Annotated in this window: 20 protein-coding genes; 5 read left to right on the forward strand and 15 right to left on the reverse strand. The window is 64.1% G+C overall.

Annotation, left to right across the window (positions count from 1 at the left end; all coding sequences use genetic code 11):
- Nucleotides 1-4 precede the first annotated feature (4 nt).
- The 8 genes from addA to ENE74_RS10460 all read right to left on the reverse strand — a co-directional run bounded on the left by addA (nt 5) and on the right by ENE74_RS10460 (nt 13200).
- Nucleotides 5-3472 carry a double-strand break repair helicase AddA gene (gene addA / locus ENE74_RS10425; protein WP_127690877.1) on the reverse strand — a complete coding sequence of 1156 codons (3468 nt, stop codon included), beginning with the start codon at nt 3470-3472 and terminating at the stop codon, nt 5-7.
- The gene (addB, locus tag ENE74_RS10430) at nt 3450-6434 is read right to left on the reverse strand and encodes a double-strand break repair protein AddB (protein ID WP_127690878.1); all 2985 of its coding nucleotides are present in this window, start codon (nt 6432-6434) and stop codon (nt 3450-3452) included. Before addB ends, addA begins: the two co-directional genes overlap by 23 nt.
- On the reverse strand, nt 6427-7146 hold the full coding sequence (locus ENE74_RS10435) for a nucleotidyltransferase family protein (protein WP_164847447.1): 720 nt from the start codon (nt 7144-7146) through the stop codon (nt 6427-6429). The genes addB and ENE74_RS10435 overlap by 8 nt, the downstream gene beginning before the upstream one ends.
- Entirely contained in the window at nt 7143-8123 is a 981-nt protein-coding gene (locus tag ENE74_RS10440) for an aminoglycoside phosphotransferase family protein (protein WP_127691169.1), read from the reverse strand. The genes ENE74_RS10435 and ENE74_RS10440 overlap by 4 nt, the downstream gene beginning before the upstream one ends.
- Nucleotides 8120-8575 carry a tRNA (adenosine(37)-N6)-threonylcarbamoyltransferase complex ATPase subunit type 1 TsaE gene (gene tsaE / locus ENE74_RS10445; RefSeq protein WP_277601367.1) on the reverse strand — a complete coding sequence of 152 codons (456 nt, stop codon included), beginning with the start codon at nt 8573-8575 and terminating at the stop codon, nt 8120-8122. Before tsaE ends, ENE74_RS10440 begins: the two co-directional genes overlap by 4 nt.
- Nucleotides 8565-10928, reverse strand: a complete 2364-nt coding sequence (locus ENE74_RS10450) for a PAS domain-containing sensor histidine kinase (protein WP_206517689.1) — start codon at nt 10926-10928, stop codon at nt 8565-8567. The genes tsaE and ENE74_RS10450 overlap by 11 nt, the downstream gene beginning before the upstream one ends.
- Before the next feature lie 166 nt (nt 10929-11094).
- Entirely contained in the window at nt 11095-12507 is a 1413-nt protein-coding gene (gene ahcY, locus ENE74_RS10455) for an adenosylhomocysteinase (RefSeq protein WP_127690879.1), read from the reverse strand.
- Between the two features lie 132 nt (nt 12508-12639).
- Nucleotides 12640-13200 (reverse strand): YqgE/AlgH family protein, encoded by a 561-nt coding sequence (locus ENE74_RS10460; protein ID WP_127690880.1) that lies wholly within the window; start codon nt 13198-13200, stop codon nt 12640-12642.
- Nucleotides 13201-13339: 139 nt separating this feature from the next.
- On the opposite strand from ENE74_RS10460, the gene ENE74_RS10465 reads away from it, so the two are divergent.
- The gene (locus tag ENE74_RS10465; RefSeq protein ID WP_127690881.1) at nt 13340-13822 is read left to right on the forward strand and encodes a peroxiredoxin; all 483 of its coding nucleotides are present in this window, start codon (nt 13340-13342) and stop codon (nt 13820-13822) included.
- Nucleotides 13823-13976: 154 nt separating this feature from the next.
- Here the strand turns inward: ENE74_RS10465 and ENE74_RS10470 are convergent, their stop codons facing one another.
- Together ENE74_RS10470 and ENE74_RS10475 are read right to left on the reverse strand one after the other, a co-directional pair.
- Nucleotides 13977-14342, reverse strand: coding sequence for a hypothetical protein (locus tag ENE74_RS10470; RefSeq protein WP_127690882.1), 366 nt, complete (start codon nt 14340-14342; stop codon nt 13977-13979).
- Nucleotides 14343-14555: 213 nt separating this feature from the next.
- The gene (locus tag ENE74_RS10475) at nt 14556-15644 is read right to left on the reverse strand and encodes a polysaccharide deacetylase family protein (protein ID WP_206517690.1); all 1089 of its coding nucleotides are present in this window, start codon (nt 15642-15644) and stop codon (nt 14556-14558) included.
- Between the two features lie 100 nt (nt 15645-15744).
- Between ENE74_RS10475 and ENE74_RS10480 the strand changes: the two genes are divergently transcribed.
- On the forward strand, nt 15745-17229 hold the full coding sequence (locus tag ENE74_RS10480) for an AMP nucleosidase (RefSeq protein WP_127690883.1): 1485 nt from the start codon (nt 15745-15747) through the stop codon (nt 17227-17229).
- 9 nt (nt 17230-17238) lie between these two features.
- On the opposite strand, the gene ENE74_RS10485 is transcribed toward ENE74_RS10480, so the two are convergent.
- From ENE74_RS10485 to ENE74_RS10495, 3 genes are all read right to left on the reverse strand, one after another.
- On the reverse strand, nt 17239-18438 hold the full coding sequence (locus tag ENE74_RS10485) for a GGDEF domain-containing protein (RefSeq protein WP_127690884.1): 1200 nt from the start codon (nt 18436-18438) through the stop codon (nt 17239-17241).
- A gap of 239 nt (nt 18439-18677) precedes the next feature.
- Entirely contained in the window at nt 18678-19568 is an 891-nt protein-coding gene (locus ENE74_RS10490) for a bestrophin family protein (RefSeq protein ID WP_127690885.1), read from the reverse strand.
- Nucleotides 19569-19649: 81 nt separating this feature from the next.
- A complete protein-coding gene (locus ENE74_RS10495; protein ID WP_241241940.1) occupies nt 19650-20423 on the reverse strand; it encodes an alpha/beta fold hydrolase in 774 nt (257 codons plus the stop codon).
- 156 nt (nt 20424-20579) lie between these two features.
- Between ENE74_RS10495 and ENE74_RS10500 the strand changes: the two genes are divergently transcribed.
- Genes ENE74_RS10500 through ENE74_RS10510 form a run of 3 tightly spaced genes read left to right on the forward strand, consistent with a single transcriptional unit; the run spans nt 20580 to nt 23709 of the window.
- A complete protein-coding gene (locus tag ENE74_RS10500) occupies nt 20580-21062 on the forward strand; it encodes a MarR family winged helix-turn-helix transcriptional regulator (protein ID WP_127690886.1) in 483 nt (160 codons plus the stop codon).
- Entirely contained in the window at nt 21055-22161 is a 1107-nt protein-coding gene (locus ENE74_RS10505; RefSeq protein WP_127690887.1) for an HlyD family secretion protein, read from the forward strand. The genes ENE74_RS10500 and ENE74_RS10505 overlap by 8 nt, the downstream gene beginning before the upstream one ends.
- Nucleotides 22162-22167: 6 nt before the next feature.
- Nucleotides 22168-23709, forward strand: a complete 1542-nt coding sequence (locus ENE74_RS10510) for a DHA2 family efflux MFS transporter permease subunit (RefSeq protein WP_127690888.1) — start codon at nt 22168-22170, stop codon at nt 23707-23709.
- 3 nt (nt 23710-23712) lie between these two features.
- On the opposite strand, the gene ENE74_RS10515 is transcribed toward ENE74_RS10510, so the two are convergent.
- Together ENE74_RS10515 and ENE74_RS10520 are read right to left on the reverse strand one after the other, a co-directional pair.
- Nucleotides 23713-24738: an aspartate-semialdehyde dehydrogenase gene (locus ENE74_RS10515; protein WP_127690889.1), complete on the reverse strand. Its 1026-nt coding sequence runs from the start codon at nt 24736-24738 to the stop codon at nt 23713-23715.
- A 224-nt stretch (nt 24739-24962) separates the two neighbouring features.
- Nucleotides 24963-26858 (reverse strand): XrtA/PEP-CTERM system amidotransferase, encoded by a 1896-nt coding sequence (locus ENE74_RS10520; protein WP_127690890.1) that lies wholly within the window; start codon nt 26856-26858, stop codon nt 24963-24965.
- Between the last annotated feature and the right edge of the window lie 9 nt (nt 26859-26867).

Genomic DNA, 26867 nt, shown 5'->3' on the forward strand with positions numbered 1-26867 from the left:
GTATCTAGGGGCTGTTGCCTTCGCCCTCAACGGGCAAGGCAGCCAATTTGTCCTGCGTCGCGGCAAAGCCCGGCTTGTGCGGCGTCAAAGACGCATCGGGCAGCAGGATCAGCGTCGGCCCGGCCGTGTAGAGCAGCGCCGCCTCGATCCGCCGGTCGGGGAAGATCACCGCCAGCGCCGCCGCATAGGCCGCCATCTGCCGCAGATGCGACAGCGGCACGGCATCGGCGGCAGTGGGCACGCTGCGGCCCGTCTTGAAATCGACGATCTGCACCCGGTCCGGCGTCACCAGCAGGCGATCGACCGTCCCGCTGATGACATCGCCGCCGACCACCGCCGCAATGGGTGCCTCTGCCAGCGCCTCGGGCGAGAACAGCGTTGCAAAGGCGCTGTCGTTCAACACCGCCAGGACATGCGCCACCAGCGCCGCGCGTTCCCTTGTATCCTTCACCCCCGCCACGCGCGCCAGCCATCGGTCGGCCGCGCCTGCCCGTTCGACCGGCGCAATGTCCGGCAGGCGTTCGAACAGGCTGTGCAGCCAGGTGCCCCGCTCCGCCGCCGCCCGCTGTGCCGCCGATGGCGGAGGATAGGGCAGCTCGTCGGTGACCGGGGCGGACGGGGCAAGCGGTCGCGGCGGACGGGCCTCGATCGGCGCGGCGCTGCGCAACCATGCGGGTTCCTCGACCGGATCGGCAACAGCCGTCACCTCCCTGTGTGCCTTTGCAACCGGCAGCGCCTCGGTTCCACGCCATATCAATCGCCCGTTCCAAAGCGGGTCGGCCTCCCACTGCGCGCCCAGCGCCTGCATGCCCCGCGCGACGGCCGCGTGCCAGCTTTCCTCGGGCACCACACCCTTGCGCCGTGCCGCAAGCGATCCTGCGACGACCAGTCGCTCCTCGGCACGGGTCATGGCGACATAGAGCAGCCGCCAATGCTCCTGCCGATCGGCGCGCCGGGCCTGCTCTACGGCCTCCGCCACCGATCCAAAGCGTTCGGCCTTGCGCGGCGGCACCAGCGGCAGACCCTGCCAGGGCACCACTTCGTTGCGGTTGCCGGCATCAGGATCATGCGCCGCATCGGCCAGGATCACGACTGGCGCCTGCAATCCCTTGGCCCCATGCACCGTCAACAGCCGCACCGCATCGCCCTGCGCCGCAGCATCCCGCACGATTTCGACATCGCCTCGGTCGAACCAGTCGACGAACCGTTGCAGCGTCGGCTGGCTATCAGTTTCGAAAGCGAGCGCCGCATTGAGCAGTTCCTCAATCGGATCGCGCGCCTCCGACCCCAGCCGCCCGATCAGCGCCCGCCGCCCCTGCATCGGACCGGACAATATATGCTCCAGATAGCGGTAGGGCGTCGTGAAATCGGCCTGCGCCAGCAAGTGGCGTAATGGCGCGATCCATGTCTCGTCCACCGTGGCGCGCAAATGCGCCCACAGACCGATGCGCCGCCCATGCGCCCGGTCGAACAGGTCGCCCTGGCTCCACCCGATCAGTGGCGACACCAGCAGATTGGCAAGGTTGAGATCATCCTCGGGCTGCACCGCAAAGCGCAGTGCGGCCAGCAGATCGCGTACAGCAAGCGGCGCGTTCAAACGCAGCCGGTCGATCCCCGCGACATTGACGTCCGCCTCATACAGCCGGGCGACGATCAGCCGGGCCAGGTCACCGCGCTTGCGCACCAGGATCATGACGTCACCGGCGGTCATGTCGCGGCCCTTGCTGGCGAGCAGGGTCGGCGTCTTCGTCCAGAGGCGGACCTGGTCGGCAATCTGCCCGGCGAGCAGGCGATCCTGATCGCTCAGCCAGCTCTCCTCGCCTTCCGGCTCCCCGTCCTCATCGGCCCCGTCCGGGCGAACGACGCTGACCGGCGGCAGCAGCAGCACTTCACCGGGATGCCGGTTGGCGCTGACATGCCGCACCCCGTCGGCGGCAAAGCCCAACGCGCCGGGGGGCAGTGCGGCCAGCGTCGCATCCACGACATCCAGCACGGGGGGGGTGGAGCGGAAGCTCTGATCGAGCGACAGATTGTGGAAGGGATGCGAGACGCCTTCTGCCAGCCTGTGAAACACGGCCCGCGCCTTCTCGAACGCTTCCGGGCTGGTTCCCTGAAAGCCGAAGATCGCCTGCTTGAAATCGCCCACGGTGAACAGGGTGCGCAGACGATCGCCCTTCGCCCCTTCGCCCGCGAAATACTCCTCCGCCAGCGCTTTCACTATGTCCCATTGCTCGTTGTTCGTATCCTGCGCTTCATCGACGAGGATATGGTCGGTCTGCTGGTCGAGCTTGTAGCGCACCCAGTCGCCCATGCCGGGTGTGCCAAGCAGGCTTTTCGCCCGCGCGATCAGGTCATCGAAATCGACGGCGCCCGCCGCCCGCTTGGCCTCCGCATAGGCCAGCGCATAGGCGCGGCCCGCCTCCAGCGCCTCGGCCAGCATCGCGGCATAGGCGGCCCTATCGCGCAGGTTCAGCAAATCCCGGCACCGCTCGCCCAGCCGCACCGCCAGCCCGGCATAATCGGCGTCGGCGGCGATGAGTTTGGCGGTATATTTCCGCGGCTCGCCCTTGTCGGTGTGGAAGACTTTCACGAGCGTGGTCAGCGTGGCGGCGCGCGCTTCAGGATTTGCAGCCCGCCAGGCGCCAATCCGGTCCGCATCGGTCAGGCCGCTCGCCGTGCCCCATGCCGCATTGGCTGCCGCGATCCGGGCCAGCGCCCGCATATCGAACTGGTCATCGGCACAGGCCGCCGCAATCGCCGCCTCGATGTCGCCCTCCGGCAGATCGAGCGCGGCAAACAGCCATGCGCGGATGTCGGACGGCAGTTGCGCCATGGCATCGCCATGCCGCGCACAGCGCATCAGATAGGCTTCGGCCGCGCCTTCACCCAGCCGCAGGCTCAGCGCCTGCATGGCGGCGATCAGCTTATGGTCGCCTCCGGCCTCGGCGCGCAACACGATATCGGCCAGCGTCTGGCGCGCCAGTTCCGCCTGCGCGCGGGCTTCCAGAGGTCGAAAACCGGGGATCAGACCCGCCTCGACCGGAAAGGCGGAGAGAAGCTGCTGGCAGAAGGCATGGATCGTCTGGATGCGCAATCCGCCGCCGGTCGCCTCCAGCACTTCGGCGAACAGTCGCCGGGCAGTCTCGCGCGCATCCGGGCCGGAGGGTTCGCCCAGCGCCTCCAGATCGCTGAACAGCGCCGGATCGTCCATCTGCACCCAAGCGGCCAGACGATTATGAATGCGCTCGGCCATTTCGGCGGCCCCGGCCTTGGTGAACGTCAGGCACAGGATATTCTCCGGCCGCACCCCGCTCAGCAGCAGGCGATAGACGCGCGCGGTCAACACGTGCGTCTTGCCGGTCCCGGCGGAGGCCGACAGCCACACATGCCCGTCCGGCGCGGAGGCCAGCGCCTGATCGCCTTTCAGCGCCTGAAGGGCGGACGGCCCCTTAGCCATTGCCGCCCCGGCCATACCATTCCTCCAGCCGCATCAGATGATCATAATCGGTATAGGTCGGAATCTCGGGATGCAGCTTGGCGGTGAACTGCTCGTTCCCGGTCAGCCATCGGCCAACCGCATCCGAAAAGCTGTCCAGAGCACTGGCGGTAAAGTCCGCCGTGATGATCTTGCCGCGCTTTCCCACCGGATCGGCGGGGCTTTCGCGATAGCCGAAATCCTCGCCTTTCTTTCCCAGCGACCAATATTCGAAGGCCCCCGCCAGACCAGTGACATTCTTTTCGGCAAAGCCGCCATGTTCAAGGATCAGGCCCAGCAGGCCAAGCTGCATCGCAAAGCCCGCCTGCACCTGTTTCGCGCTCGGCGGCTTGCCCGACTTGTAATCCACGATTGCCCATCTGCCGTCAGTCAGGCGATCGATGCGGTCGGCGGTGCCGTTCAGCGTCACGCCCGCGATCACCGCCTCGCCCTTTTCCTCTACGAGCAGGATGCGCCGCCCTTCGCGGCTGTCCTGCGCCACCTGCACCGCGATCCAGCGGATCGCCGCCAGCAGCCGGGGTGCCCACAGCGCGCGCATCAGCGGGTGTGCGTCGGCCCGGCGCAGCAAGGCCTCGGCGCGGGCTTCCAGCTTTGCGGGATCGCGCTGGTCCTCCATGGCCCAGAGTTGCAGGATGCGATGGACCTCGGTCCCGCGCCAGGCCGCGCTGGGATCGGCATCGACAGGATCGAGCGGACTGAGCCCCAGCATCTTGCGCGCGTAAAAGGCGAACGGGTCGGCCTTCAGACGATCGACATCGGTAACGGCGATCTTCTGCGGGCGCAGCGCCGGCGGCGGGCATGGCATCGGCCGTTCTGCCGGGCTTGGCGTTTCTACATGATCGAGCGCCCGCGCCAGCGCGCCATAGCGATCCGCCGTCTTCCATTCAGGCCCGGCCATCGCCTTCAGCCGCAGCCAGAAGCGCGAGGCGACGGCCGGTGCGCTGGCATCGCGCCGCGCCCGCGTGATCAGCACCCGGGGAGCGCCCAGCGCGCTGGCGAAGTCATGCGCCGCCACGCCGATCCGACGTTCCAGCCCCGGCAGGCCCAGTTCCTGCCGGATGCGCGGCGCAAGCCAGGGATCGGGCGCTGGCAGCGCGGGCCAGGTGCCTTCGTTCAGCCCGGCAAGCACCATCAGGTCGGCCTGCTGCAACTGCGCTTCGACGAGGCCCAGAATCGACAGGCGCGGATGGCCCCCCTGCGGCGGACGCACGGCGACTTGCCCCAGCATCCGCTCCATGAGCGCGGGCATCGCCTGCGCGCCCGCGTCCTGCGGACCAAGCGGTGCGGCCGCCTCCATGTCGCCGAACAGGGCGGCGGCGGCGCGCCCCTGATGCCCGGCCCACACGGCATCGCCACTCAGAACGCCTGCCGTCTCGCGCAATATCGCCAGCAGCGGCGGCAGGGCATCGGCACCCGCAAAGGCCTGTTCGAGCGGCACGAGCAATGCGCGCGCTTCCGGCCACCAAGCAGCCACCTGCGCGCGCACCAGCGCCAACCGATCATCGGCACGCGGCGCGAGCAGGCGATCGATCCCCGCCAACCCCGGCGCGGGCCGTGGTCCCCGGATCACCAGATCGAGACGCCGGACCTGTTCCAGCCAGCCAAGACGCCGCTCGCCGCGCATGACAAGCGGATGTTTCAACAGGTTGAGAAGGGCGACCGGCGCAAAGCGGTCGGCCGCCGCTTCGGCCAGCGCCACCAGCAGCGTGCCCGGCGGCAGACGGGACAAAGGCTGGCCCGCCGAATCGTCCGCCTCTATGCCCCAGCGGCGCAGATGCGCGGCCACACGCATCGCCAGCGCGCGGTCTGGCGTCACCAGCGCCACGGTCTGCTCCGGCGTCTCCAGCGCCTCGCGCAGCGCGATCGCAATCGCCTGCGCTTCCTCCGCGGGCGTCGCCACTTCCAGCGCACTGATCCCGCTCAGCGAACGCTCCGCCGTCTTGAGGTCGCGCCATTTCGCCGTAAGCTGCGGCGCCAGCATGGCGTGGGAAATGGCACGGCTGCGTACGGCGCGTGCGTCATGCCCACCGCCCCAGCGCCACAGCGCCACTTCCTCCCGCGCCACCCCCATCTGGTCGAGCAGGCGCTTGAGCGCATATTGCGGGTGCGTTTCCTGCGGTCGCCGCCGGATGCCTGTCAACGGATCGGGCGGAAACGGCCCGATCGCGTCCCATTCCTCCGCCGTCATGGTCTGGTCCAGATCGGCCAGCACCACTTGCCCCAGCGCCATCCGCGCCACTTGACGCAACAGGCCCGCTACCGCCGGGGCCGTGCTCGCGATCCCGGCGGCGATCACGAAACCGGGCGGCGGCGTTTGCGACCATCGGGTCGCAACATGCGCCAGCAAGCGGTTACGCCGGTCCGCCATGTCGATCATCCCTCGCTCGGCGAGGACAGTGGGCCACAGGCTCCAGATGATCTCGAACATCTCCAGCGCCTTCTGCCAATGCACCGAAAGCTCTGCCCGGACGTTCAGGTCGCGCAGGCGACGCGGATCCACCTGCTCGATCAGCAACTGATCCAAGGCATGCGCCAGCGCCTGCGCCAGGCGGATCGCTTCGGCGGCATCCACAGGCACGCCGCTGCGCGCCCGGGCGCGCTGCACCAGTTGCGCCAGGATCATCTGACGCTCCATCGCCGGAATGGCGGGCGGAATATCCGCACCCGCGCCCAGCGGGTCCAAGGCACTGCCCAGCGTCTCGTCCAGTTCCGGGTCGCCGACCGGCACCAGCCGGGGCAGCAGCAGCCCGCCTTTTACCCGCCGGACGAACGCATCCGCTATCGCCCGCGCCGCACGGTTGGTCGGCACCAATATGATCCCGCGCGCCAGCGCCATCGGATCGTCGCCATGCTGCGCCAGCAAGCCTGCCGCCAGCGCATCGGAAAAGGCGCGGTGCGCCGGAATGGTGTAGACAGCGGGACGGCGCCGCTCAGCCATGCGCGATAATCGCCTCGACCATCGGAATTGCCTGCGGCGTACCGACGTCGAACCACAGACCTTGATGCGCGACACCAAAGAGACGACCGGCGGCGATGGCCCTGTTCCAGAACACATTGGTCGAAAACACGGCATCGGGCGGATCGGTAATCAGGCGCGGCGAGAGGATCTGGACGCCGGTGAACACGAAGGGCGCGACATGGCCGGGCTTGCGGCGGGAAAGGCGCCCCAGTGCATCCATATGAAAGTCGCCCGGTCCGCTGTGACAATTGGCGCGGGCATGAGGCACGACGAGCAGCAGCGCGTCCATCCGCCGGTCATCCCAATGATCGGCGAGCAGGCCGATGCTGTCGCGCGGCCCATCGATCCACAGATTGTCGCTATTGGCGCACAGAAAGGGCGCGGTGCCCAGCAGCGGCAGCGCCTTGACCAGACCGCCGCCGGTTTCCAGCAGCCGGTCACGCTCGTCGGACACGATCAGGTCCATCGGCCCCTTGCGTGTTTTCAGATGCGCCTCGACCGTGCTGGCAAGATAATGGACGTTCACGACCACCTTGCGAATGCCCGCCGCCTCGATCCGGTCGAGCGCATGGTCCATCAGTGCCTTGCCGGCGACCTTGACGAGGGGCTTCGGCCGCGTCGCTGTCAGCGGACGCATCCTTTTGCCAAGGCCAGCCGCCATCAGCATCGCGGTATCGATGGTAGCGGTCATGATATGTCGGGGATCAGGCGGCGTTTGTCGTCGGGCACGTTCGCCGCAAACCAGTCCGCCACGGGCCGCAGCGCAGGATGCGCGAGATCCCGTTCCAGCAAACCCCACATGCGCGGCAGGAAATCGAGGTAGCGCGGCTTTCCATCGCGCTTCCACAGGCGTGTGAATATGCCGATGATCTTCGCGTTGCGCTGCGCACCCAGCACCGCATAGGCCGCATCGAAATCGCCCCGCGGGGCGGCGATATCGCGGTAATATCCCAGCATCGCGGCCTCCAGATCGGGCGAAACGTCCCGCCGCGCATCCTGCAGAAGGGATACCAGATCATAGGCCGGGTGACCGACCAGCGCATCCTGAAAATCAAGCAGGCCAAGCCCGCGCGACCGCGCATGGCCCGGGATCAGCATGATGTTTTCGGCGTGATAGTCTCGCAGCACCGTCACCCTTGGCGCGTTGTCGTTCTCGACCAAGGGCAGCACGGCGTCCCAAGCGACGCCATAGCCCGCGACATCGACCGAAAGGCCGACGGCCGGGCAATACCACTCGACCAGCAATGCCGCTTCGCGTTGATAGACGGGCCGGTCATAGGGCGGCAGATCGGCGGGTGGCAGGCGATGCAGATCGGACAGCAGTGCCACAGCGCGCTGATAGATGGCCGTTTCCTCATGCGGAGAGGCATCGAGATATTCGCGCATGCGGATATCGCCGAAATCCTCGAGCAGAACGAGACCATGATCGAGGTCCCGTGCCAATATGCCCGGCGCGGCGAACCCCTGCGCAGTCAGATGATCGGCAATCGCAAGAAACGGGCGCGGGTCTTCGTGCGGTGGCGGCGCATCCATCAGAACCGCCTGCCGGGTGCCGTCGTGGATACGGAAATAGCGGCGGAAAGAAGCGTCGCCCGCCAACGGCAATATCTGGGCCTTGCCCCAGCCTGCGCGGGAGAGGAAGGACGGCGCAGCGGCGGGCGGTGTCATCGTGGGGGCCATCTGTCCCTCCAAGCGTCCGGCACCTGTGCTGTCAAGCACCGGCTGCCGTCATCGGCGACGGCTATCGACAGACAGAGCGCATGATCCCACAGCCGGTCGCCGATCCGCTCGGGCCACTCGATGATGACAAGGCTGTCGATCATATAATCGTCCAGCCCCAGTTCGCGGATATCGGCATCATCCTCCAGCCGGTACAGATCGACATGTGCGACGGGCAGGCGGACGATCGGCGGATCATAGGGCTGGACCAGTGCAAAGCTTGGGCTGGGCGCTTCCTCGACAAGCCCAAGGGCATGCAGCAGCCCCCGCGCCAATGTCGTCTTGCCCGCGCCCAGGCCACCACGCAGCGCAATCACGTCTCCAGCCCGCACGACTTCGGCAATCCCGGCGCCCAGCGCGCGCATCGCCCCCTCGTCCGGGATATGAACCTCAGTTTGCAAGGGCGCTCTCGCGCGGTAGGTCGATCGTCACCAGCGTCCCCTGCCCCGGTTCGGACACCAAGGTCAGGGTGCCGCCGTGGGCATCCACAAGCTGGCGGGCGAGCGGAAGACCCAGGCCGAGTGCCTCGCCGCGCTGCGCCTGGTCGGCACGGCTGAACCGATCGAATATCCGTCCCTGATCGGCCGGTTCGATCCCCGGCCCATTGTCCGACACGATGAGGCGCGCCGTGCGCATCTGCCCGTCGCCATAGAGCAACACCCGGCTGCCCGGCTTGCTGTAGCGCACGGCGTTGTCCAGCAGCCGATCCAGTGCTTGCCCCAGTCGCCGGGCGTCGCCTGTGATGCGACCCAACGACGGTTTGAGGTCGATGACGAAATCCAGCGCCTTGGATTGTGCCATGTCGGCTACGCGCGCGGCACATTCCTTCGCGAGACTTTCAAGATCAACGGACCGCCGGTCCAGCGGCAGCGCCCCGGCCTCGCCCTGGGTCAGGTCGAGCACATTGTCGATCAGCACTGCCAGCCGCCCGGTGCTCTGCATGATCGCATCGACATAATCGCGCGCCGCATCGGGAAGCTCGCCCGCAAAGCCTGCCTGCATCATTTCGGCAAAGCCCGATATCGACGTGAGCGGCGTGCGCAGTTCATAGCTCATGTTGGTGAGAAACGCATTTTTGAGCTTGTCGGTCTCCACCAGCGCCTCGTTCCGGTCACGCAGTACCTGTTCCATCCGGCGGCTGTCGGTCACATCGAGCATCGTGAACAGCGCATTGCCATCTGGCAAGGGGATCGCTGCGAAATCAAACGCCCGCCCGTCCGAGAAGGCGACACGGCCGTTCCGCTGCTTGCGCTCCACGGTCGCGGCGCGAACCAGCTCGCGGACCAGGCTGGCCTGCTGCGGCTTGGCGAGCGACTTGGCAACCTTCTGCATCAGTTCGTCGATGCGCGGATGTGACGCCAGCAGGGTTTCATCCACGCCCCATATCTGGCGGAAGCGACTGTTCCACAAGTGCAGCCGCCCGTCCGACGCAAACACGCCGATCGCCTCGAACAGATTGTCAAACGTCGCGGTGCGGACCCGCAACAGCGTATCGCGCGCGCTCGACAACTGCACCTGCTCAGTCCGGTCTTCGAAAATCAGCAGAAGGCCGCCATCGGGCAGCGGCTGGGCAAAGACGCGCAGATGGGTGCCATCGGCCAGCAGCCAGTTTTCCTCCTTCGCGTCTGGCGAGAGGAACCAGTCGCGCCGCTCGCTCCGCCAGGCAGGAAAATCCCGATGCTCCGGGATACGCCCGGCTTCGCGCATCCGATCGAGAACCCGCTCGAACGCCGGTGCTTCAGCGAGATGCTCGGGCTGCAGCGCGAACAGGCTGCTGAACGGCTGGTTCCAGAATTGAAGCGAACGATCGGCGGCAAACTGCGCGACACCGGCAGACAGGCGGTCGAGCAGGTCGTGCTGCGCCGTCTCGAACCGGCGATGCTCGGCGCGCGCCTGCTCCAGCTCGTGCATGTCGATGGCGAAGCCCGCAATGCCCGCTTCGCCCAATGGCACATCGACGACGCGCATCACTCGGCGCGCCCCGTCGATCGTCGCGGGGACCAGCCGGGCAAGCGGTGTTCCGTTCTCGGCGGCTTCGGCTGCGGCGGCCATCGGGCTTTTCCCGTCCATCGCCTCGACCAGTTCGATCCCTTCGCCGATCACCTGCTGCGCCGACCGGGCATCGACGGCGGTAACATAGGCGCTGTTCACTAGAGCAAGGCGCAAGTCCGGCGTGCGATGCCACATCGGCAACGGTGCGGCCTCGATCAGGCCCGAAAGCGATTCGAGTGCCGCGCGCAACTGTGCCCGTTCGGCTTGCAAGGCGAGGATTTCCGTCTGCGCATCGGTCGCGTCGAATATCCAGAGCATAACGCTGCCCGGCCCGCCCATGCTCGGCCCTGCGGGCGCCCCGCGCACGAGCAGCGAACGTTCCGACCCGACTGCGCTGACGGCACGCGCAAAGCTCTTGCCTGCGCGCTGGGCAGCCGCAATATCCGTCGCGAGCGATGCTGCATCCTGCGGGCGCAAGCCACCGTCTACGGCTGTCAGTTCTGACGCGAAGGCGGGGACTCGGTCCCTGCCTAGCCAGTTCGCCAGCCGCTCCGGCGTCTCGACACGACCGTCGGCGGCGATCATCACGGGTAATGCCGGGGCAGACTGCAACAACGTGGCAAGCCGGTCGGCCTGCGCGCGGGCGTGCGCCCCTTCGCGTCGCATCCGCAAACCGCTGTGCACAGCCCATACGCCTGCCGCCAGCCACAGGGCCAGGATGACGCCGACCAGCATCATTGCCACCGGCGACAGCGTCAGCATATCCGCCCGAACCTGTCCTGCCCCATCGTCCCGATCATGCCTCTCGCCTATCGCAAAGCGGCGGCTGCGGGAAGCCGTTGATACAGTCTGAGTTGAATTACGAAGCCAAAAGACAAAAGGGCGTCAGTTGCCTGACGCCCTCTCACCTGTGGCAATCCACTATCGATCAGTAGCGATAATGATCCGGCTTGAACGGGCCCTCGGGCGATACGCCGATATAGTCCGCCTGCTGCTTGGTCAGCTTGGTCAGCTTGACGCCCAGCTTTTCGAGATGCAGCGCCGCCACCTTCTCGTCGAGATGCTTGGGCAGCACATAGACGTCGTTCTTGTAGGCCGAACGGTTGGTCCACAATTCAATCTGCGCCAGTACCTGATTGGTGAAGCTGGTCGACATGACGAAGCTGGGATGGCCGGTCGCGTTGCCCAGATTGACCAGACGGCCCTTGGAAAGGACGATCAGCTTCTTGCCATCGGGAAACTCGACTTCGTCGACCTGCGGCTTGATCTCGCTCCACTTCATGTTGCTGAGCGCCCCGATCTGAATCTCACTGTCGAAATGGCCGATGTTGCACACGATCGCCATATTCTTCATCTCGCGCATATGGTCGAGCGTGATCACGTCGGCGTTGCCGGTGGCGGTGCAGAAGATGTCGGCACGCTTCACCGCGTCCTCCATCGTCACGACTTCGAACCCTTCCATCGCCGCCTGAAGCGCACAGATCGGATCGACTTCGGTCACCAGCACGCGCGCGCCGCCGTTGCGCAGCGATTGGGCCGAACCCTTGCCGACGTCGCCGAAGCCCGCGACACAGGCAACCTTGCCAGCCAGCATCACGTCGGTGGCGCGGCGGATGGCATCGACCAACGATTCCTTGCAGCCGTACAGATTGTCGAACTTGCTCTTCGTCACGCTGTCGTTGACGTTGATCGCGGGAAACGGCAGCTTGCCCTTCTTCGACAATTCATACAGGCGATGGACGCCGGTGGTCGTCTCTTCCGAAACGCCCTGGATCGCCTGCACAGTCTTGGTCAGGAAGCCCGGCTTTTCGGCGAGCACGCGCTTCAGCGTCGCACAGAAGATTTCCTCTTCCTCGTTGGACGGCGTGAACAGTGCCTCACCCGCTTCGACCCGTGCACCCCACAGGGCGAACATCGTAGCGTCGCCGCCATCATCGAGAATGAGGTTGCAGGTTTCGCCATTGCCCCAATCGAAGATACGTTCGACATAATCCCAATATTCTTCAAGGCTTTCGCCCTTCACCGCAAATACCGGAACGCCCGATGCGGCGATCGCGGCCGCGGCGTGGTCCTGCGTCGAATAGATGTTGCACGTCGCCCAGCGCACCTGCGCGCCCAGAGCGGTCAGCGTCTCGATCAGCACCGCAGTCTGGATCGTCATATGCAGCGATCCGGTGATACGCGCGCCCTTAAGCGGCTGTGCCGCACCGAACTCCGCGCGCAACGCCATCAGGCCGGGCATTTCGGTTTCGGCAATATCCATTTCCTTGCGGCCGAAATCGGCAAGCGCAATATCCTTGATGACATAGTCGGCCGTATCGATGGCGGGGGCTGTAGCCACGGGGCAATCTCCTGATGGTTGACGCGGCTGTTCACTGATCGGCGAACGCGCGGCGATGGGGCCTCCTACCAATCGCTTGTCCCCGAATCAAGGCGACATAAAGATTTCTTTATATCGGTAATTCAGGCGTGCCTATGCCTGGCCGGGCGCACTGGTGAGCATCGCGGCGTCGATACCGCTCGCCGCGAAGGCGCGCGACCATCGGCTGCGGGTCGGCGTTTCGAACAGCAATTGCGAACTCGCAGGCGCCAAAAACCAGCCATGGCGCGTCATTTCGCTTTCAAGCTGCCCCGCACCCCATCCGGCATAGCCCAAGGCGACGAGATAGCGGCTGGGTCCCCGTCCTTCGGCGATCGCCTTCAATATGTCGAGCGAGCCGGAAAGGCCCCAAAGCCGGTCCACCTGCACCATGTCCTGCCCGCCCCAGTCGAGCGAATGCAGCACGAATCCCCGCTGCGGTTCCACCGGGCCACCGCACAGCACCGGCGTGTCGGGAACGGCGCTGCCGTCGAGATCGAAGTTTGCAAGAAGCGCCCGCAACCCCAGGCCGCCCATTTCCGTGCTGATATCGATACCCATCGCGCCGTCGACATCGTGCACGCACAGTGCGATGACGGCATGGTCGAAATTGGGATCGCCCATGCCGGGCATCGCCAGCAGCAGATTGCCGACATAAAAAGGCGGAAGGTCCATCATTGGCTTATAGGACTTTGGCGAGACAGCGCCAACCGCCTTGCCAAATTATGCCGCCGGCGCGGGTTGACGAACGGCATCGTGCGCACGACTTCCCGGTCGCGCCCCTCCCTTCCACCACGCAACAGGAGATACCTGCATGACCATAGCCAAAGGCGACACCCTGCCCGAAACCACATTTGTTACGATGACCGAAAACGGTCCCGAAGCGGTCGAAAGCAAAAGCTATTTCGCGGGCAAGAAGATTGCGCTGTTTTCCGTTCCTGGCGCCTTCACCCCGACCTGCTCGGCCAAGCATCTGCCGGGCTTCATCGAGAAGGCGGCCGAATTGAAGGCAAAGGGCGTCGACGAAATCGCCTGTACGGCGGTCAACGATCCGTTCGTCATGGGGGCATGGGGGAAATCCGCGGGCGCGGACGGCACCGTCACCATGCTGGCCGACGGCAACGGCGCGTTTGCCAAGGCTGTCGGCCTGGAGATGGACGGCAGCAAGTTCGGGCTAGGCACGCGCGGCCAGCGTTTTTCGATGATCGTCAACGACGGCGTGGTCGAGGAACTGAATGTCGAGGCACCCGGTGATTTCAAGGTGTCGAGCGCCGACCACATGCTCGGCCAGCTCTGACAAGTCGGGGGCATCCGATCGCTACGGTGCGGGTGCCCCTGTGACCTCTGCTACTCGGCAAGTCGTGAACCGGCTTGAGGGCTATGTCCGGCATTTACCATTTCAGCCGAAAAGCTGCCTGTCAGCAAACGACCCCTAAGCAGACATTGTCGTTCTAGAGCATCGCCCACCCTACGAGGGCCAACATCACTCCGGCTGCGGCGATCCAGACCACTGCAGACGCGTCTGCGACATATACCCAACGCCGTGATTGCGACAGCAACGGGCTAGCCTTCTCAATGGCCTTAGGATTTACGCCGGTTTGGTCTGTCAAAACCTGAGCGAAGCGCGGCCACAGGTCTTCCCCACAATTGTCGGAAGGCAGCGCTTGGCAGAGCGATGCGAACACGTCGCCAGCAGTGTGCCATTGTGCCGCGTGGGACTTATCAAGCTTGACCCCAAAGGCGTGTTCAACTTCGCCGATGGCAACGATCTCGTCACCGTCCCCGCCAAGTCCGACGCTGGTAGGCGAAGTGCTCATGAGCACACCATAAGGCGATCCGCCGGGGCCGCAATGGCAAAAAACCACCGACTTTGGGTCACTCAGGCACCGTTTTGGACCGGCCCATAATCTGCCACGCATAGCTGCTCTGGATTGCCGCAGTCGCGGACTCGGCTCGCAGATCTCCGCTAATCAATTGGAATAATGATACCGAAACCAATTCAGCGTAACAATTTCCTGCCTGCACCTGGTCTAGAACGCCGTCAACGCATCCATAGCGAGATTCTGCAAAGGCACCAGATGGTGCAGGGGATGGATGATCCGCTGCGACGCCATCCACAGCCGACCGTGGGGCATCAGCCGGGGTGACGGCGTTTCACCGAACAGATGGTTGGAAAGAAACTGTTCCCCCAGACGCAGGGCGGTACGGACGGGACTGTGCGGCAATGTCTCCACATGGCGCCAGGGCGGCGGCACGACCGGCGGACACGCAATGTAGGTGCCAGTCGTGATATCCTTTCGCCCGGCGAGCAGCGCGCACAGCCTGTCAAACCGGCGGGCCACAATCGGGTTCACCGTGCCCTGACGCCGGTTGAGCAGCTCGAAACTGTGCGAAACGAGCGAGAAGCTCGCTTGGTTCGACGCCACCGCATGTTCGATTGCCGCCGCCATTTCCCAGGCGGACAGCGCGGTTAACTGAACATGACGGCGGCCCTCGCCCCAACCCGTTATCGCGCCGACGGGCACTTCGATCACGCCACAATGATCGACAGGTGCCAGCACGTCAGCCGACAATGTAATGCGGCACGCCGAACGGGCGATGCCGGGGCAGAAACTGCTGTCATAGCGGATGCCGAGGCGCGCCAGCGCGCGCAGCGTATCGTCGTTCGCGCCATAATTGCCAGCGCGAAAAGCAATCGGGGCGGGTGCGCCTGCATCCGTCAGCAGGTCGCGTGCCACCCCGATGATCCGAAACTGATCCGCCAGGCTGAAATCGCCGATATTCCTGCCGGTCCGGCCATCGACCGGTGACCGCTCCGCAAAGGCAAGCCATTCGCTGTGGACATGCAATTGCACATCATGCCCATGGTCCAGGATCGGATGCACGATGCGCTTGACGATATCGGGGCCAACCACAAGCCCAGGTAAGGGATCGACAAAGAAAACAGCCTTGAGACCATGCGCGTCGAGCCGACGCATCTGGTGGACGATCCCGACGTCACCCGTCGCCGTACGCCCCAGAATCGCCCGATCAAAGTTTTCGGACAGGCCCTCACGGCCATGATGCGCGAAATGGCTGGCCGAAAGCTCGGTATCGACAGTGATATAGACGCGCGTCATTCCGCGGACTTAGCCAATCAAGTTTAACCGACCGTTGCGCGCCCGGCGTAATTCCGTCTCGCAAATTGCACGAGGCCCGCTTTCGGGTTAACAGGCGTCGATGACAGGCATAATCGGTTCATCCCATCCTTCACCGCCAGGCATCGGCGCCGCCATCGTGGCCCAGCTGGACGATATCTATCAGCAATCGATCCATGCCTTGCGGCAGGCGATGCAGGATTATGCCCGCGACGGACAGGTGCCGGGTCCGCAGGCAAAAGTCGACCGTCGGTTCTGCTATCCCCAATTGCGCATCCATTATCGCGGGGAAAGCGATGCGCCACCGCCCGGACGGTCCTTTGCCCGGCTGTCCCACGCGGGGGACTATGTGACGACGATCACCCGGCCTGCCATGTTCGCCGCCTATCTGGCCGAACAGATTGATCTGCTGGTCGCCGACTATGGCGTCGAAGTGGAAGTCGGCCGAAGCGCCCAGGAAATCCCTTTTCCCTATGTGCTGGACGGGCTCGACATGAGTGCGCTGGACGGCGTGCCGCCGACCGAACTGGCGCGGCATTTTCCGGCGACCGAGCTCGCCGAAATCGGGGACGAAATCGCCGACGGTCTGTTCCTTCCGGGGCTTGGCGGAGAACGGCCGCTCGCGCTGTTTGACGGATTGCGAACCGATTTCTCGCTCGCCCGTCTCAAACATTATACCGGAACGCCTGCCGAGCATGTGCAACACTACATCCTCTTCACCAACTATCATCGCTATGTGGACGAGTTCGTGGCCTGGGCCTGTGCGGAGCTTAAGAAGCCCGACAGCCGCTATACGGCCTTGTCCGGTGCCGGCGGCGTCTATGTGACCCCCGAAACCGCGGACCCCGCACGGATGATCGCAGACAGCGCATGGCGACGGCATCAGATGCCCGCCTATCATCTTATTGCGAACGATCGCAGCGGCATTTCGCTGGTCAACATCGGCGTCGGCCCATCCAATGCCAAGACGATCTGCGATCATCTCGCGGTCGTGCGGCCGGAGGCTTGGCTGATGATCGGTCATTGCGGCGGCCTGCGCCCCTCGCAACGGATCGGCGATTATGTGCTCGCGCATGCCTATTTGCGGGACGATCATGTTCTCGACGACGTGCTGCCGCCGGAAATCCCGGTGCCCGCCATCGCCGAGGTGCAGGTCGCGATGGCGGAAGCGGCCGAGGATGTTCTGGGCGGGGGCAATCCGGATGACTTCAAGCGGCGGTTGCGAACCGGCACGATCGTCACCACCGACGACCGTAACTGGGAACTGCGCTATTCAAAGTCGGCGCTGCGGTTCAGCCTCTCCCGTGCCGTTGGTATTGACATGGAAAGCGCGACGATCGCAGCGCAGGGTTATCGTTTTCGCGTACCCTATGGCACACTGCTCTGCGTGTCCGACAAGCCGATCCATGGCGAATTGAAACTGCCGGGTCAGGCGAACCGTTTCTATGAGGAAGCGATCGCGGGGCATCTGCGCGTGGGTCTAGAAACCTGCGAGCGGTTGCGGCAGCAAGGGGCCAGGCTGCACAGCCGCAAGCTGCGCGCCTTCAACGAGCCGCCATTCCGGTAACTCGATCGCTCAGGCCACGGCCGCCAACGGATCGAGAGGTGCCGCCGATGGTGCGCCGATCGCGCTGTTCCAGACCGTCACCCGGTTGCGCCCCCTCTGCTTGGACATGTACAGCGCATGGTCCGCCCGATGGATGAGATCATCGAGCCCCCTGTCGCCCGATTGCAGCGCCGTGACGCCGAAACTGGCGCTGATGCTGCCCGTCAGCATCCGGTCTATCGCCAGTTGCTCCAGCCCCGCGCGTACCCGTTCCATCACGTCAGCCGCGTCATGTTCGCTCGCATCGACCAGCAGCACGCAAAACTCGTCGCCGCCTAGCCTCGCTGCAATATCTTCCTTACGGATGGCGCCAAGAAGGACGCGTGAAAAGGCACGCAGCGCTGCGTCGCCGGTCATATGACCGTGGCTGTCGTTTACGGCCTTGAACCGATCCATGTCGCAGATCACCGCCGCAAGACGCCGGTCCTGTCGCAGGGCATGCGCAACCGCGCGCGCGCCCGCTTCCTCCATGCCGCGGCGGTTGAGAAGCCCGGTAAGCTGGTCGAAACTCACCAGCATGCGCAATTGCGCCGACAGGTCCCCGGCAATCAGAACGATCGCGGTAACGCCCGCAGCGAGATAGACGGCGGGCAGACCGATGGCGAGCACCGCGCGATATACGGCAAGACCGCTCTCGCCCGTTCCGTCACGCAATGTAGAACCGACGCCGACCAGCACGATCTGAAACAAGGCGAACAGGACAAGTACCCAGAAATAGGCTCGCTCCGGCGCCTTGAACGCGCGACCGCGGGGCCAGATGGCGGCGGCGGCGGCGGCGATCATCACCGCAGTATAGCCGCTTGCGATCGTGCCCTGCATCGCGCGCGTGCCGATCGGGCTATAGGCGATCGCGCAACCGATCATCGCGATGCCCCCGCCCAGCATGAACTGCCCCCAGCGTATGGGCTGTCGCGCCCGCTGCCGCGCGCCGATCGGGACAAGCGAACTGCTCACGATGATGCAGGCGGCGGCCAGAAACATCATCGGGGGGCTTTTCAGCGTCACGCCCAATGTGTTGAACACCCATTGCAGGACGGAAACGCCATAAGACATCGCCCAGAACAGGACATAGCGTTCCCGCCCGAAATGCTGCCACGCCAGAGTCATGGTCAGGCACATGATGGTGCTGGTAAAAAACAGCAGGGACAGGATGACTATCGTCGCGCTCACCGTGGGCCACTCACTCCTTTCGTCGCGTCACGCTCTCGCAATGGAGGCCAACATCCTTATGCCCGCACCATCATAGCCAATAGTGATGGCGGAACGGTAAACGCACGAAATCGTTCAGGCACGTCCATAGTCTCCCCCGAGGCCTCGACAAGACTGTCCAGCCGACATCGCCCGGTCAAGCGGTCATGACGTCGCGTTTCGACGATGGCCGGATTATCTGCCGGACCGTTGCACAGATGTCACCACAGCACGCCCTTCACTTCGCCCAGCGGCGCCGGAGCGGCGTCTCCGATGGACTGAAGCAGGTCAATCTCGATCGTGCGGCACATGGCACTCATCGGCACATCATGGACGTCGTTCGCGAACGGGTCGACGAGATCGTCACCGATCTGGAGAATCGCCAGAAACATCAGGCCGGCAATCGTCGAGCCGACAGGCGTGGCCATGCCCAGCGTCTCGACCAGGCCGATGGGCAACAGGACACAGAAGATCCTCGTGAACAGCGCCGGGAAAAAGCGGTACTGCATGGGCAGCGGTGTGTTTTTGAGCCGTTCCATGCCGCCTTGGGCGTTGGCGATGTCGATCAGCACGGCCTCGATCCGGGATTGCTGGATCGTGTCGAGATATCCAATGCGCTGCGCGGCGGCGATGCGGCGGCCCGTGCCGTCCAGAACGGCATTGGGGCGGTTCGTGCGTTCCTCGACTTCCGCCATTGCGCTCGCATCCAGATATTGCGCGAGTTCGGGGCACTGCTGCTGACGCCGCAGGGCACAGCGCAGCGCGTGGACATAGGCGATCTGCCGCTGGACGAGGGTGCGCTTCAGCGGCACGACCCCGTCGCGCCGGTCATCCATAAAGGCGGTGATGGCACGGGAGAAGGAACGCGACGCATTGATCATGGCGCCCCAAAGGATGCGCCCTTCCCACCACCGCTGATAGGCAGACGTGGCACGGAACCCTAGGAACAGCGCCAGCGCGGAGCCGAAGATGGTGAGTGGCAACGCCGGTGCCTTGAACGGAAGCACGAAATAGACGACGGTCACCAGCACATCCCAGACAAACAGGACCGTCAGCGGCTTCCACACTTCCCGGACGATACGTGTCACCCGCGGCGTATCGGGTATGATCATGATGCAACGTTCCCCACAAGCAAATATCGGGGGTCAGAACACGGGCATCGGCAATTGGTTGCGGTGCATCAATACTCTGGGTCAACCGGCGAGGAATGCCGCCATCGCCTCGCCCAGTTCGCGATGGGTAACGCTGCCCATATGCGTACCGGGCACTTCGGCGAGGCGGGCATCGGGCAGCAACGCCGCCAGCGCCTCGGGCGATCCATTATCGCGATCCTCGGCGCCGCACACCACAAGCACCGGCAGATGGACAGCCTTCAGCGCATCGACATCGACATCGCCGAAACTGTTGAGCAGCAGTGTGGCGGCCACGGGGTCCACTTTCATGGATTTCATGAATTGCAGTGACAGCCATCGGGGATCGCCATGCCGGATCGTTTCGCGATCGGCAATAACCGAAAGGAAAAAGTCGCGCCGCCTGCCCCAGCCCGAAAGGCCTTCCAGCCCCATTCCAGCCAGAACCGCGCGGCGGGGCCGCAGGCCTTGTGCCAGCAGCAAGGCGCAGGTCCGCGCGCCAAGGGAAAATCCGCCGAGATCAAAGTCCGTCAGGCCATAATGCGCAATTATCGCCTCGACATCGCGCGCAAGCACGTCGGGTGGATAGGCAGAGGCATCATGCGGCGCGGCGCTGTCGCCATGGACGCGGAAATCGGGCATCAGCACGCGAAAGCCCCGGGCCGCGATGGCCGCCGCCGTGCCGAACTTGATCCAGTTGACATAGGCGCTGGAAAACAGGCCGTGGAGCAGCAGAACCGGACGCCCCTCCCCCATTTCGTGCACGGCCAGCATCGTTTCGCCGAACCCGCGGACCTGTGTTATTATCATGCCTTCGACAGCCTGTGTCACAGCCATTTTCCCATTCTGCGGCAAGCGTAGTGGGACGGCGGATACGCACCGCGCCGCCCGCTGTCGAGGACGAACAGGGCGCATGCCAGACCATTTGCGCAAATATCAACAGGCAGGACAAAGGCTCTGGAAATTATAACTATGCTTATTATATGAATCCTTATGACAGACCATCTCGGATTCTACTTGAGCGACATCGCCCGCCTCATGCGCAAGCATTTCGACGAAGCGGCGCGCGATATGGGCGTGACCGGCGCGCAATGGCGGGTGTTGTTCACCCTGGTGCGAATGCCCGGCATCAATCAGGGGCAGATCGCCGAGCGGCTGGAAGTCGAGCCGATCACGACATGCCGCATGATCGACCGGCTCGAGCAGGCGGGCCTCGTCGAACGACGGCGCGATCCGGCCGACCGGCGGGTCTGGCAAATCCATCTGACTGCCGCCGCCCAGCCCTTGCTGGCCGAACTCGAAGCCATTGCTGACAGGATGACGGCGCACAGCCTGCGCGGATTTTCGCCAGTCGAAACAACGCAGCTTCGCGACATGCTCGATCGCCTCCGTACCAATCTTCTTGAGGATCTGGATCAGGATGCGCGCGCGATTGGCGATGCGGCATCCCATGGGAAGGAAGTGCATCATGGCTGAAGCCGACCGCCCGATACGCGCGCAGACAGCGGGCACTGCGCCGTCCGCAACCGTTGCCCGAGACGATGGGCCGCCGAACGGCACGATTAAGACTCCCCCCCGTGGGCGTAGGCTCGCCCTGCTGCTGTCCGTGCCTCTGGCGATACTGGCCGTCGGCGGATATTTCTATGCGGTCAGCGGGCAATCCGTGTCGACGGACAATGCCTATGTGAAACAGGATGTCGTCTCGGTCAGCAGTGATGTCGGCGGCCGCATCGTCGCCGTGCATGTCCGCGAGAACCAGCAGGTGCAGGCCGGTGACATATTGTTTCAGGTCGATCCCGAACCCTATAAAGTGGCGCTGGCGCAGGCGGATGCCGCGATTGCGGCCGCGCAGGTCAAGGTGACTGAATTGCGCACCGACTACAGCACCAGCGGTGTCAGTGTGACCGGGGCGCAAAGCGACGTGACGTTCACGCAGGCTGAGTTGCAACGACAGCAGGAACTGATGGCGCGTGGCTTTACGACCAAGGCTCGTCTGCAAGCGGCGCAAAATGCTTATCAAAATGCCGTGCTGCGCGTACAATTGGCCCAAGTCGATGCCCAGAAGGCGAAAGCGGCGCTCTCCACCGGTGCGCAGGTGCCCGGCGAGAACCCCGACATCGCGGCCGCACGGGCGCAGCGTGCCAAGGCATTGCTGGACCTTCAGCGGACGACGGTACGCGCGCCCGTTTCCGGCCGGATCAGCCAGTCGGAAAGGCTTCAGGTCGGGCAGATGATGATGACCGGTCTACCCGCCGTCAGCATCGTGGCCAGCAACCGGAGCTGGATAGAGGCGAACTTCAAGGAAACTGATCTCGACCATATGTATCCCGGACAGGCCGCGACCGTGAGGCTGGACGCTTATCCGGACCTCGAACTGCGGGGGCATGTGGACAGCATTGGCGCTGGTACCGGTTCGGAGTTTGCCGTCCTTCCGGCGCAGAATGCCAATGGCAACTGGGTGAAGGTGACGCAGCGTGTACCGGTCCGCATCGCAATCGACGGGACGGCGCAGCGCCCGCTGATCGCGGGACAGTCTGCCCGGATCGTCGTGGATATCCGCAAGGCGAGCCAGTAAGTCGTCATGGCATCGCCTGCGGCCGACCTACCCAATGTGACCGTTCGTCACAAATGGCTGCTGACCTTTTCGGTCATGGCAGCGATGCTGATGCAGGTATTGGATACGACGATCGCCAACGTCGCCCTGCCACACATGCAGGCGTCGCTCGGCGCAACGCAGGACAGCATAAGCTGGGTTCTGACAAGCTATATTCTCGCGTCGGCAGTGGCGATTCCGCTCACCGGATGGCTGTCCGAACGATTTGGCGCGCGCATGTTGTTCATCGGGTCCGTCGCGTTGTTCGTGGTGGCATCGATATTGTGCGGCATCGCCACCAGCCTGCCGGAAATGGTCGCCTTCCGGCTGCTTCAGGGGGTTGGCGGCGCGTTCCTCGGGCCGCTGGCGCAGACAGTCATGCTCGACATCAACCGGCCGTCGGATCATCCCAAGGCGATGTCGATCTATGGCATGGGGGTGATGATCGGGCCGATCCTGGGGCCCATATTGGGTGGCTGGCTGACGGAAAATTATGACTGGCGCTGGGTGTTCCTCGTCAACATCCCGATCGGCATCGCCTGTTTTGCCGGGCTTTGGCTGCTGCTGCCACGACAGGCGACTCGCAGGCGCAGCTTCGATCTGGCGGGCTGGAGCATGATTGCGCTCGGCCTTTCCGCCCTGCAACTCATGCTCGACCGCGGGCCGCATGTCGACTGGTTCGGATCGACCGAAATCTGGGTCGAGGCGGGCCTGGCAGTCACGGGCCTCTGGATGTTCGGTGTCCACATGATGACCGCGCGCAGGCCGCTGTTCCCGGCAGGCATGATGCAGGACAGGAACCTGGTGACCGGCACGCTGTTCATGTTCGTCATGGGGCTAGTGATGATGGCCGCGATGGCGCTGCTGCCGCCGATGCTGCAAAATCTGTTCGGCTATCCGGTGCTCGATACAGGAGTGCTCCTGTCGGCGCGCGGCGTGGGTGTGCTGATCGCCATGGGCATAGCCGGGCGGATCACCACGCTGGTCGATCCCAGACTGCTCGTCGGTCTGGGCTTTGCCATCATGGCGGGTTCGCTCTGGATGATGACCGGCTGGTCTCTGGAGATGGACTGGCGCCCCATCGTGTTCACCGGCTTCATTCAGGGCCTTGGCCTCGGTCTGCTGTTTGTGCCGCTGAATGTTTTGAGCTTCGCGACCCTGCCCGGCCAATATCGAACAGATGCCGCCAGTCTGCTGAACCTCTCCCGCAATCTCGGCTCGTCGGTCGGCATTGCGATCGTCACCGCGCTGCTCGCACGCAACCTGCAAGTCAGCCATGCCGATATTGCCGCGACCGTGACGCCCTATAATCTGCCAGTCGATCCGGGCATGGCCAGCGCCTTGGGCGCACCGGGCGATATGGCGATGACGGCGCTGGACGCCATGGTAAACCGGCAGGCGGCAATGATCGCCTATCTCGACGATTTCCACATGATGATGTTCGTGGCGCTGGCCGCGATCCCGCTGCTTCTGCTGCTCCGCAAGCCCGCGCGGAAGGCAGACGACCTTCTGCACATGGCTATGGAATAACGATCACCCTTTCTTGAGGTGACGGCGGCCGAGCAGTTCGGCGATCTGTACGGCGTTGAGCGCGGCCCCTTTGCGCAGATTGTCCGAGACGCACCACAACACCAGGCCGTTTTCGACGGTCGGATCTTCGCGGACGCGGCTGACGAACGTCGCATAATCGCCCACGCATTCGACCGGCGTCACATATCCGCCGTTCTCGCGCTTGTCGACCAGCATCACGCCGGGTGCTTCGCGCAGGATCGCCTGCGCCTTGCTCGCCGAAATCTCGTCCTCGAACTCGATGTTGATCGCTTCGCTGTGGCCGACAAAGACCGGCACACGGACGCAGGTGGCGACGACCTTGATCTTCGGATCGAGGATCTTCTTGGTCTCGACAACCATTTTCCACTCTTCCTTGGTGAAGCCGTCATCCAGGAAGCTGTCGATATGCGGAATCACATTGAAGGCGATCTGCTTGGTGAACTTTTTGGGTTCGGCTGGATCCCCCACGAAGATGTTGCGCGACTGCTCGAACAGTTCGTCCATGCCTTCCTTGCCTGCGCCGGATACCGACTGATAGGTCGATACGACGACGCGGGTGATCGTCGCTGCATCATGCAGGGGCTTGAGCGCCACGACCATCTGCGCGGTCGAGCAATTCGGATTGGCGATGATGTTCTTTTTAGCATAGCCGTCGATCGCGTCCGGGTTCACTTCGGGCACGATCAGCGGCACATCCGGGTCCATGCGATAGAGCGACGAATTGTCGATTACCACACAGCCTGCAGCAGCCGCCTTTGGCGCATAGATTTTCGTCGGTTCGGACCCGGCGGAAAACAGCGCGATATCCCATCCGGCAAAGTCGAAATGCTCGACATTCTTCACCTTCAGCATCCGGCCGGTGTCGCCATATTCGATCGTGGTGCCGGTCGAGCGTGACGAGGCGAGAACCGCGATCTCGTCAGCCGGAAACTCGCGCTCGGCAAGAATGTTCAGCATTTCGCGGCCCACATTCCCGGTGGCTCCGACGACGACGACCCGATAACCCATGACATGCTCCACTCGATTGCCACTGATCTGTGGCGGCTAGGCGCATAGCGTCCTGCCCCCGTTTGTCCAGTGAAGCTTTGCTTGGCAGCGGCAAAGTTGCGGAAGTTGCGGCGTTCGAAAACCCTAGACCGCGTTCGCTTTTGATGGGATCAAAAGCGCGGTCTAGTTCTTTGTTCGGCCGTGATTTCCAAGGCGTGAAATGTTCCATTTCACTCGAAATTACTTTAAAGCCCGAACAGCCGGGCAAGCGATTTTTCGAGCATGACCAGTTGCCACAGGAGCCGACCGTGATCGGCAAGGCCCGCGCGATGGTCCGCCGCCGCCCGCGCGATCGCCTTGAGATCGAACAGGTCGGTGCGCGCGATGGCCGATCCGCCCGCGACCGCGCTTGCCTGTCCGGCAAGCGGCCCGCGGAACCATTCCGAAATCGGCGTTACAAAGCCCATTTTCGGCCGGTAGAGAATATCCTGCGGCAGATAGGCTTCCATCGCCTTCTTCATCAGATATTTGCCGCTGTTGCCGCGGATGCGCTGGCCGACGGGCAGGCGCGCGGCGAACGCCATCAGCCGATGGTCGAGCAACGGCTCCCGTGCCTCCAGCCCCACCGCCATGCTCATCCGGTCCGTCTTTGTCAGGATGTCGCCTGGCAGCCAGATCGTCATGTCGGCATATTGCGCGCGGTCAAGCGGATCGCGCGCCGGGGCATTCCGCATGGCAGCCACATAGCGATCCTCGGCGCGATGCCCGGCAAGCGCGGCGGCCATGCCGGGTGTATAGAGCTTCTGCCGCAGCGCATGCGGCGTCACGCCCACCGACGCGGCATAGGCCTCCGCACCGTCCTGCGCGAGTTCTAGAAAAGTCGACTTGGCGCGCAGGCCGCGCGGCGCCCAGTCCGCCTTGGGGTACAGGCGACCCAGCGTCCCGAACAGCGGACGGCGCACCGCCTCGGGGATCAGCGCCCGCAGCTTCTCGCCCTGATGCTGAAAACGGTGGCGGCGGTATCCGGCAAAGGCTTCGTCCGCGCCATCGCCCGACAAGGCGACGGTTACGTTTTCGCGCGCCAGCTCGCAAACCCGATAGGTCGGCAGTGCCGAAGCATCCGCAAAAGGCTCATCGAAATGGTAGGCCAGCGTATCGATCAGGCCGTAATCGTCCGCCGATACGATGCGCGTGCGATGATCGGTGGCGAAGCGGCGGGCGATGCGGTCGGCATAGGCCGTTTCATCCAGCGCGGCGACGTCAAAGCCGATCGTGCACGTCTTGACCGCCTGCCCGCTCGCCTCCGCCATCAGCGCCACCACGCTGCTGCTGTCGACGCCGCCGGACAGGAACGCGCCCAAGGGCACATCGGCGACCATGCGTGAACGGACGGCAGCCCGCATCAGAGAAACCAGTTCTTCTTCAAGTGCTTGCGGGCTATTGCTGCTGCGATCTGCGAAGCTGATGTTCCAGTATCGCTGCGCCTTGCCCACCGGCTGGCCGCGCACCAGCCGCAGCGTTTCGCCGGCCCCCAGCTTGCGGACGCCCGCGACCAAGCAGGCATCGTCTGGCACATAGCCATAGGCCATATAGTCCTCGATCGCCGTTACGTCCGGTTCCCGTCGCAATAGAGGATGCGCCAGCAACCCTTTGAGTTCCGATGCGAATATAATACTGCCATCGGAAAGCGGTGCGTAGAGCAGCGGCTTGACGCCCAGCCGGTCGCGAACCAGCCAGAGCGCGTTGGCATGCGCATCATATAAGGCGAAAGCGAACATGCCATCGAAGCGATGGACGCAATCCTCGCCCCATTGGCGATAGCCATGCAGGATGACTTCGGTATCGCTCCCGGTGCGGAACCGATGCCCCTTCGCTTCCAGTTCCCGGCGCACCTCCGCGAAGTTATAAATCTCGCCGTTGAAGGTCACCACCAGGCTTTCGTCGGGCGTTGCCATCGGCTGCGCACCACCGCCCAGGTCGATTATCGACAGGCGACGATGGCCAAGACCAATGCCAGGGGCCGTCCAAACGCCCGATCCGTCCGGCCCGCGGTGGGCAATGGCGTCAGTCATCCGCACCACGCGGGCGGGATCGACGGGCTTGGCCGTCTCGATATGAAAAATGCCTGCGATGCCGCACATGGCGAGAGG

The organism is Sphingobium algorifonticola (assembly GCF_004005485.1).
Classification (GTDB): Bacteria; Pseudomonadota; Alphaproteobacteria; order Sphingomonadales; family Sphingomonadaceae; genus Sphingobium; species Sphingobium algorifonticola.

What these genes read in the sequence shown, in the direction of transcription:
- ENE74_RS10510 (WP_127690888.1), top strand. Translation starts at nt 22,168, where the DNA reads ATGGCATCGCCTGCGGCCGACCTACCCAATGTGACCGTTCGTCACAAA.
- ENE74_RS10505 (WP_127690887.1), top strand. Translation starts at nt 21,055, where the DNA reads ATGGCTGAAGCCGACCGCCCGATACGCGCGCAGACAGCGGGCACTGCG.
- ENE74_RS10520 (WP_127690890.1), bottom strand. Translation starts at nt 26,858, where the DNA reads ATGTGCGGCATCGCAGGCATTTTTCATATCGAGACGGCCAAGCCCGTC.
- ENE74_RS10470 (WP_127690882.1), bottom strand. Translation starts at nt 14,342, where the DNA reads ATGAGCACTTCGCCTACCAGCGTCGGACTTGGCGGGGACGGTGACGAG.
- ENE74_RS10460 (WP_127690880.1), bottom strand. Translation starts at nt 13,200, where the DNA reads ATGGACCTTCCGCCTTTTTATGTCGGCAATCTGCTGCTGGCGATGCCC.
- ENE74_RS10465 (WP_127690881.1), top strand. Translation starts at nt 13,340, where the DNA reads ATGACCATAGCCAAAGGCGACACCCTGCCCGAAACCACATTTGTTACG.
- ENE74_RS10490 (WP_127690885.1), bottom strand. Translation starts at nt 19,568, where the DNA reads ATGATCATACCCGATACGCCGCGGGTGACACGTATCGTCCGGGAAGTG.
- ENE74_RS10500 (WP_127690886.1), top strand. Translation starts at nt 20,580, where the DNA reads ATGACAGACCATCTCGGATTCTACTTGAGCGACATCGCCCGCCTCATG.
- ENE74_RS10435 (WP_164847447.1), bottom strand. Translation starts at nt 7,146, where the DNA reads ATGACCGCTACCATCGATACCGCGATGCTGATGGCGGCTGGCCTTGGC.
- ENE74_RS10495 (WP_241241940.1), bottom strand. Translation starts at nt 20,423, where the DNA reads ATGGCTGTGACACAGGCTGTCGAAGGCATGATAATAACACAGGTCCGC.
- ENE74_RS10450 (WP_206517689.1), bottom strand. Translation starts at nt 10,928, where the DNA reads ATGCTGACGCTGTCGCCGGTGGCAATGATGCTGGTCGGCGTCATCCTG.
- ENE74_RS10440 (WP_127691169.1), bottom strand. Translation starts at nt 8,123, where the DNA reads ATGACACCGCCCGCCGCTGCGCCGTCCTTCCTCTCCCGCGCAGGCTGG.
- ENE74_RS10475 (WP_206517690.1), bottom strand. Translation starts at nt 15,644, where the DNA reads ATGACGCGCGTCTATATCACTGTCGATACCGAGCTTTCGGCCAGCCAT.
- addB (WP_127690878.1), bottom strand. Translation starts at nt 6,434, where the DNA reads ATGGCTGAGCGGCGCCGTCCCGCTGTCTACACCATTCCGGCGCACCGC.
- ENE74_RS10480 (WP_127690883.1), top strand. Translation starts at nt 15,745, where the DNA reads ATGACAGGCATAATCGGTTCATCCCATCCTTCACCGCCAGGCATCGGC.
- ENE74_RS10515 (WP_127690889.1), bottom strand. Translation starts at nt 24,738, where the DNA reads ATGGGTTATCGGGTCGTCGTCGTCGGAGCCACCGGGAATGTGGGCCGC.
- addA (WP_127690877.1), bottom strand. Translation starts at nt 3,472, where the DNA reads ATGGCCGGGGCGGCAATGGCTAAGGGGCCGTCCGCCCTTCAGGCGCTG.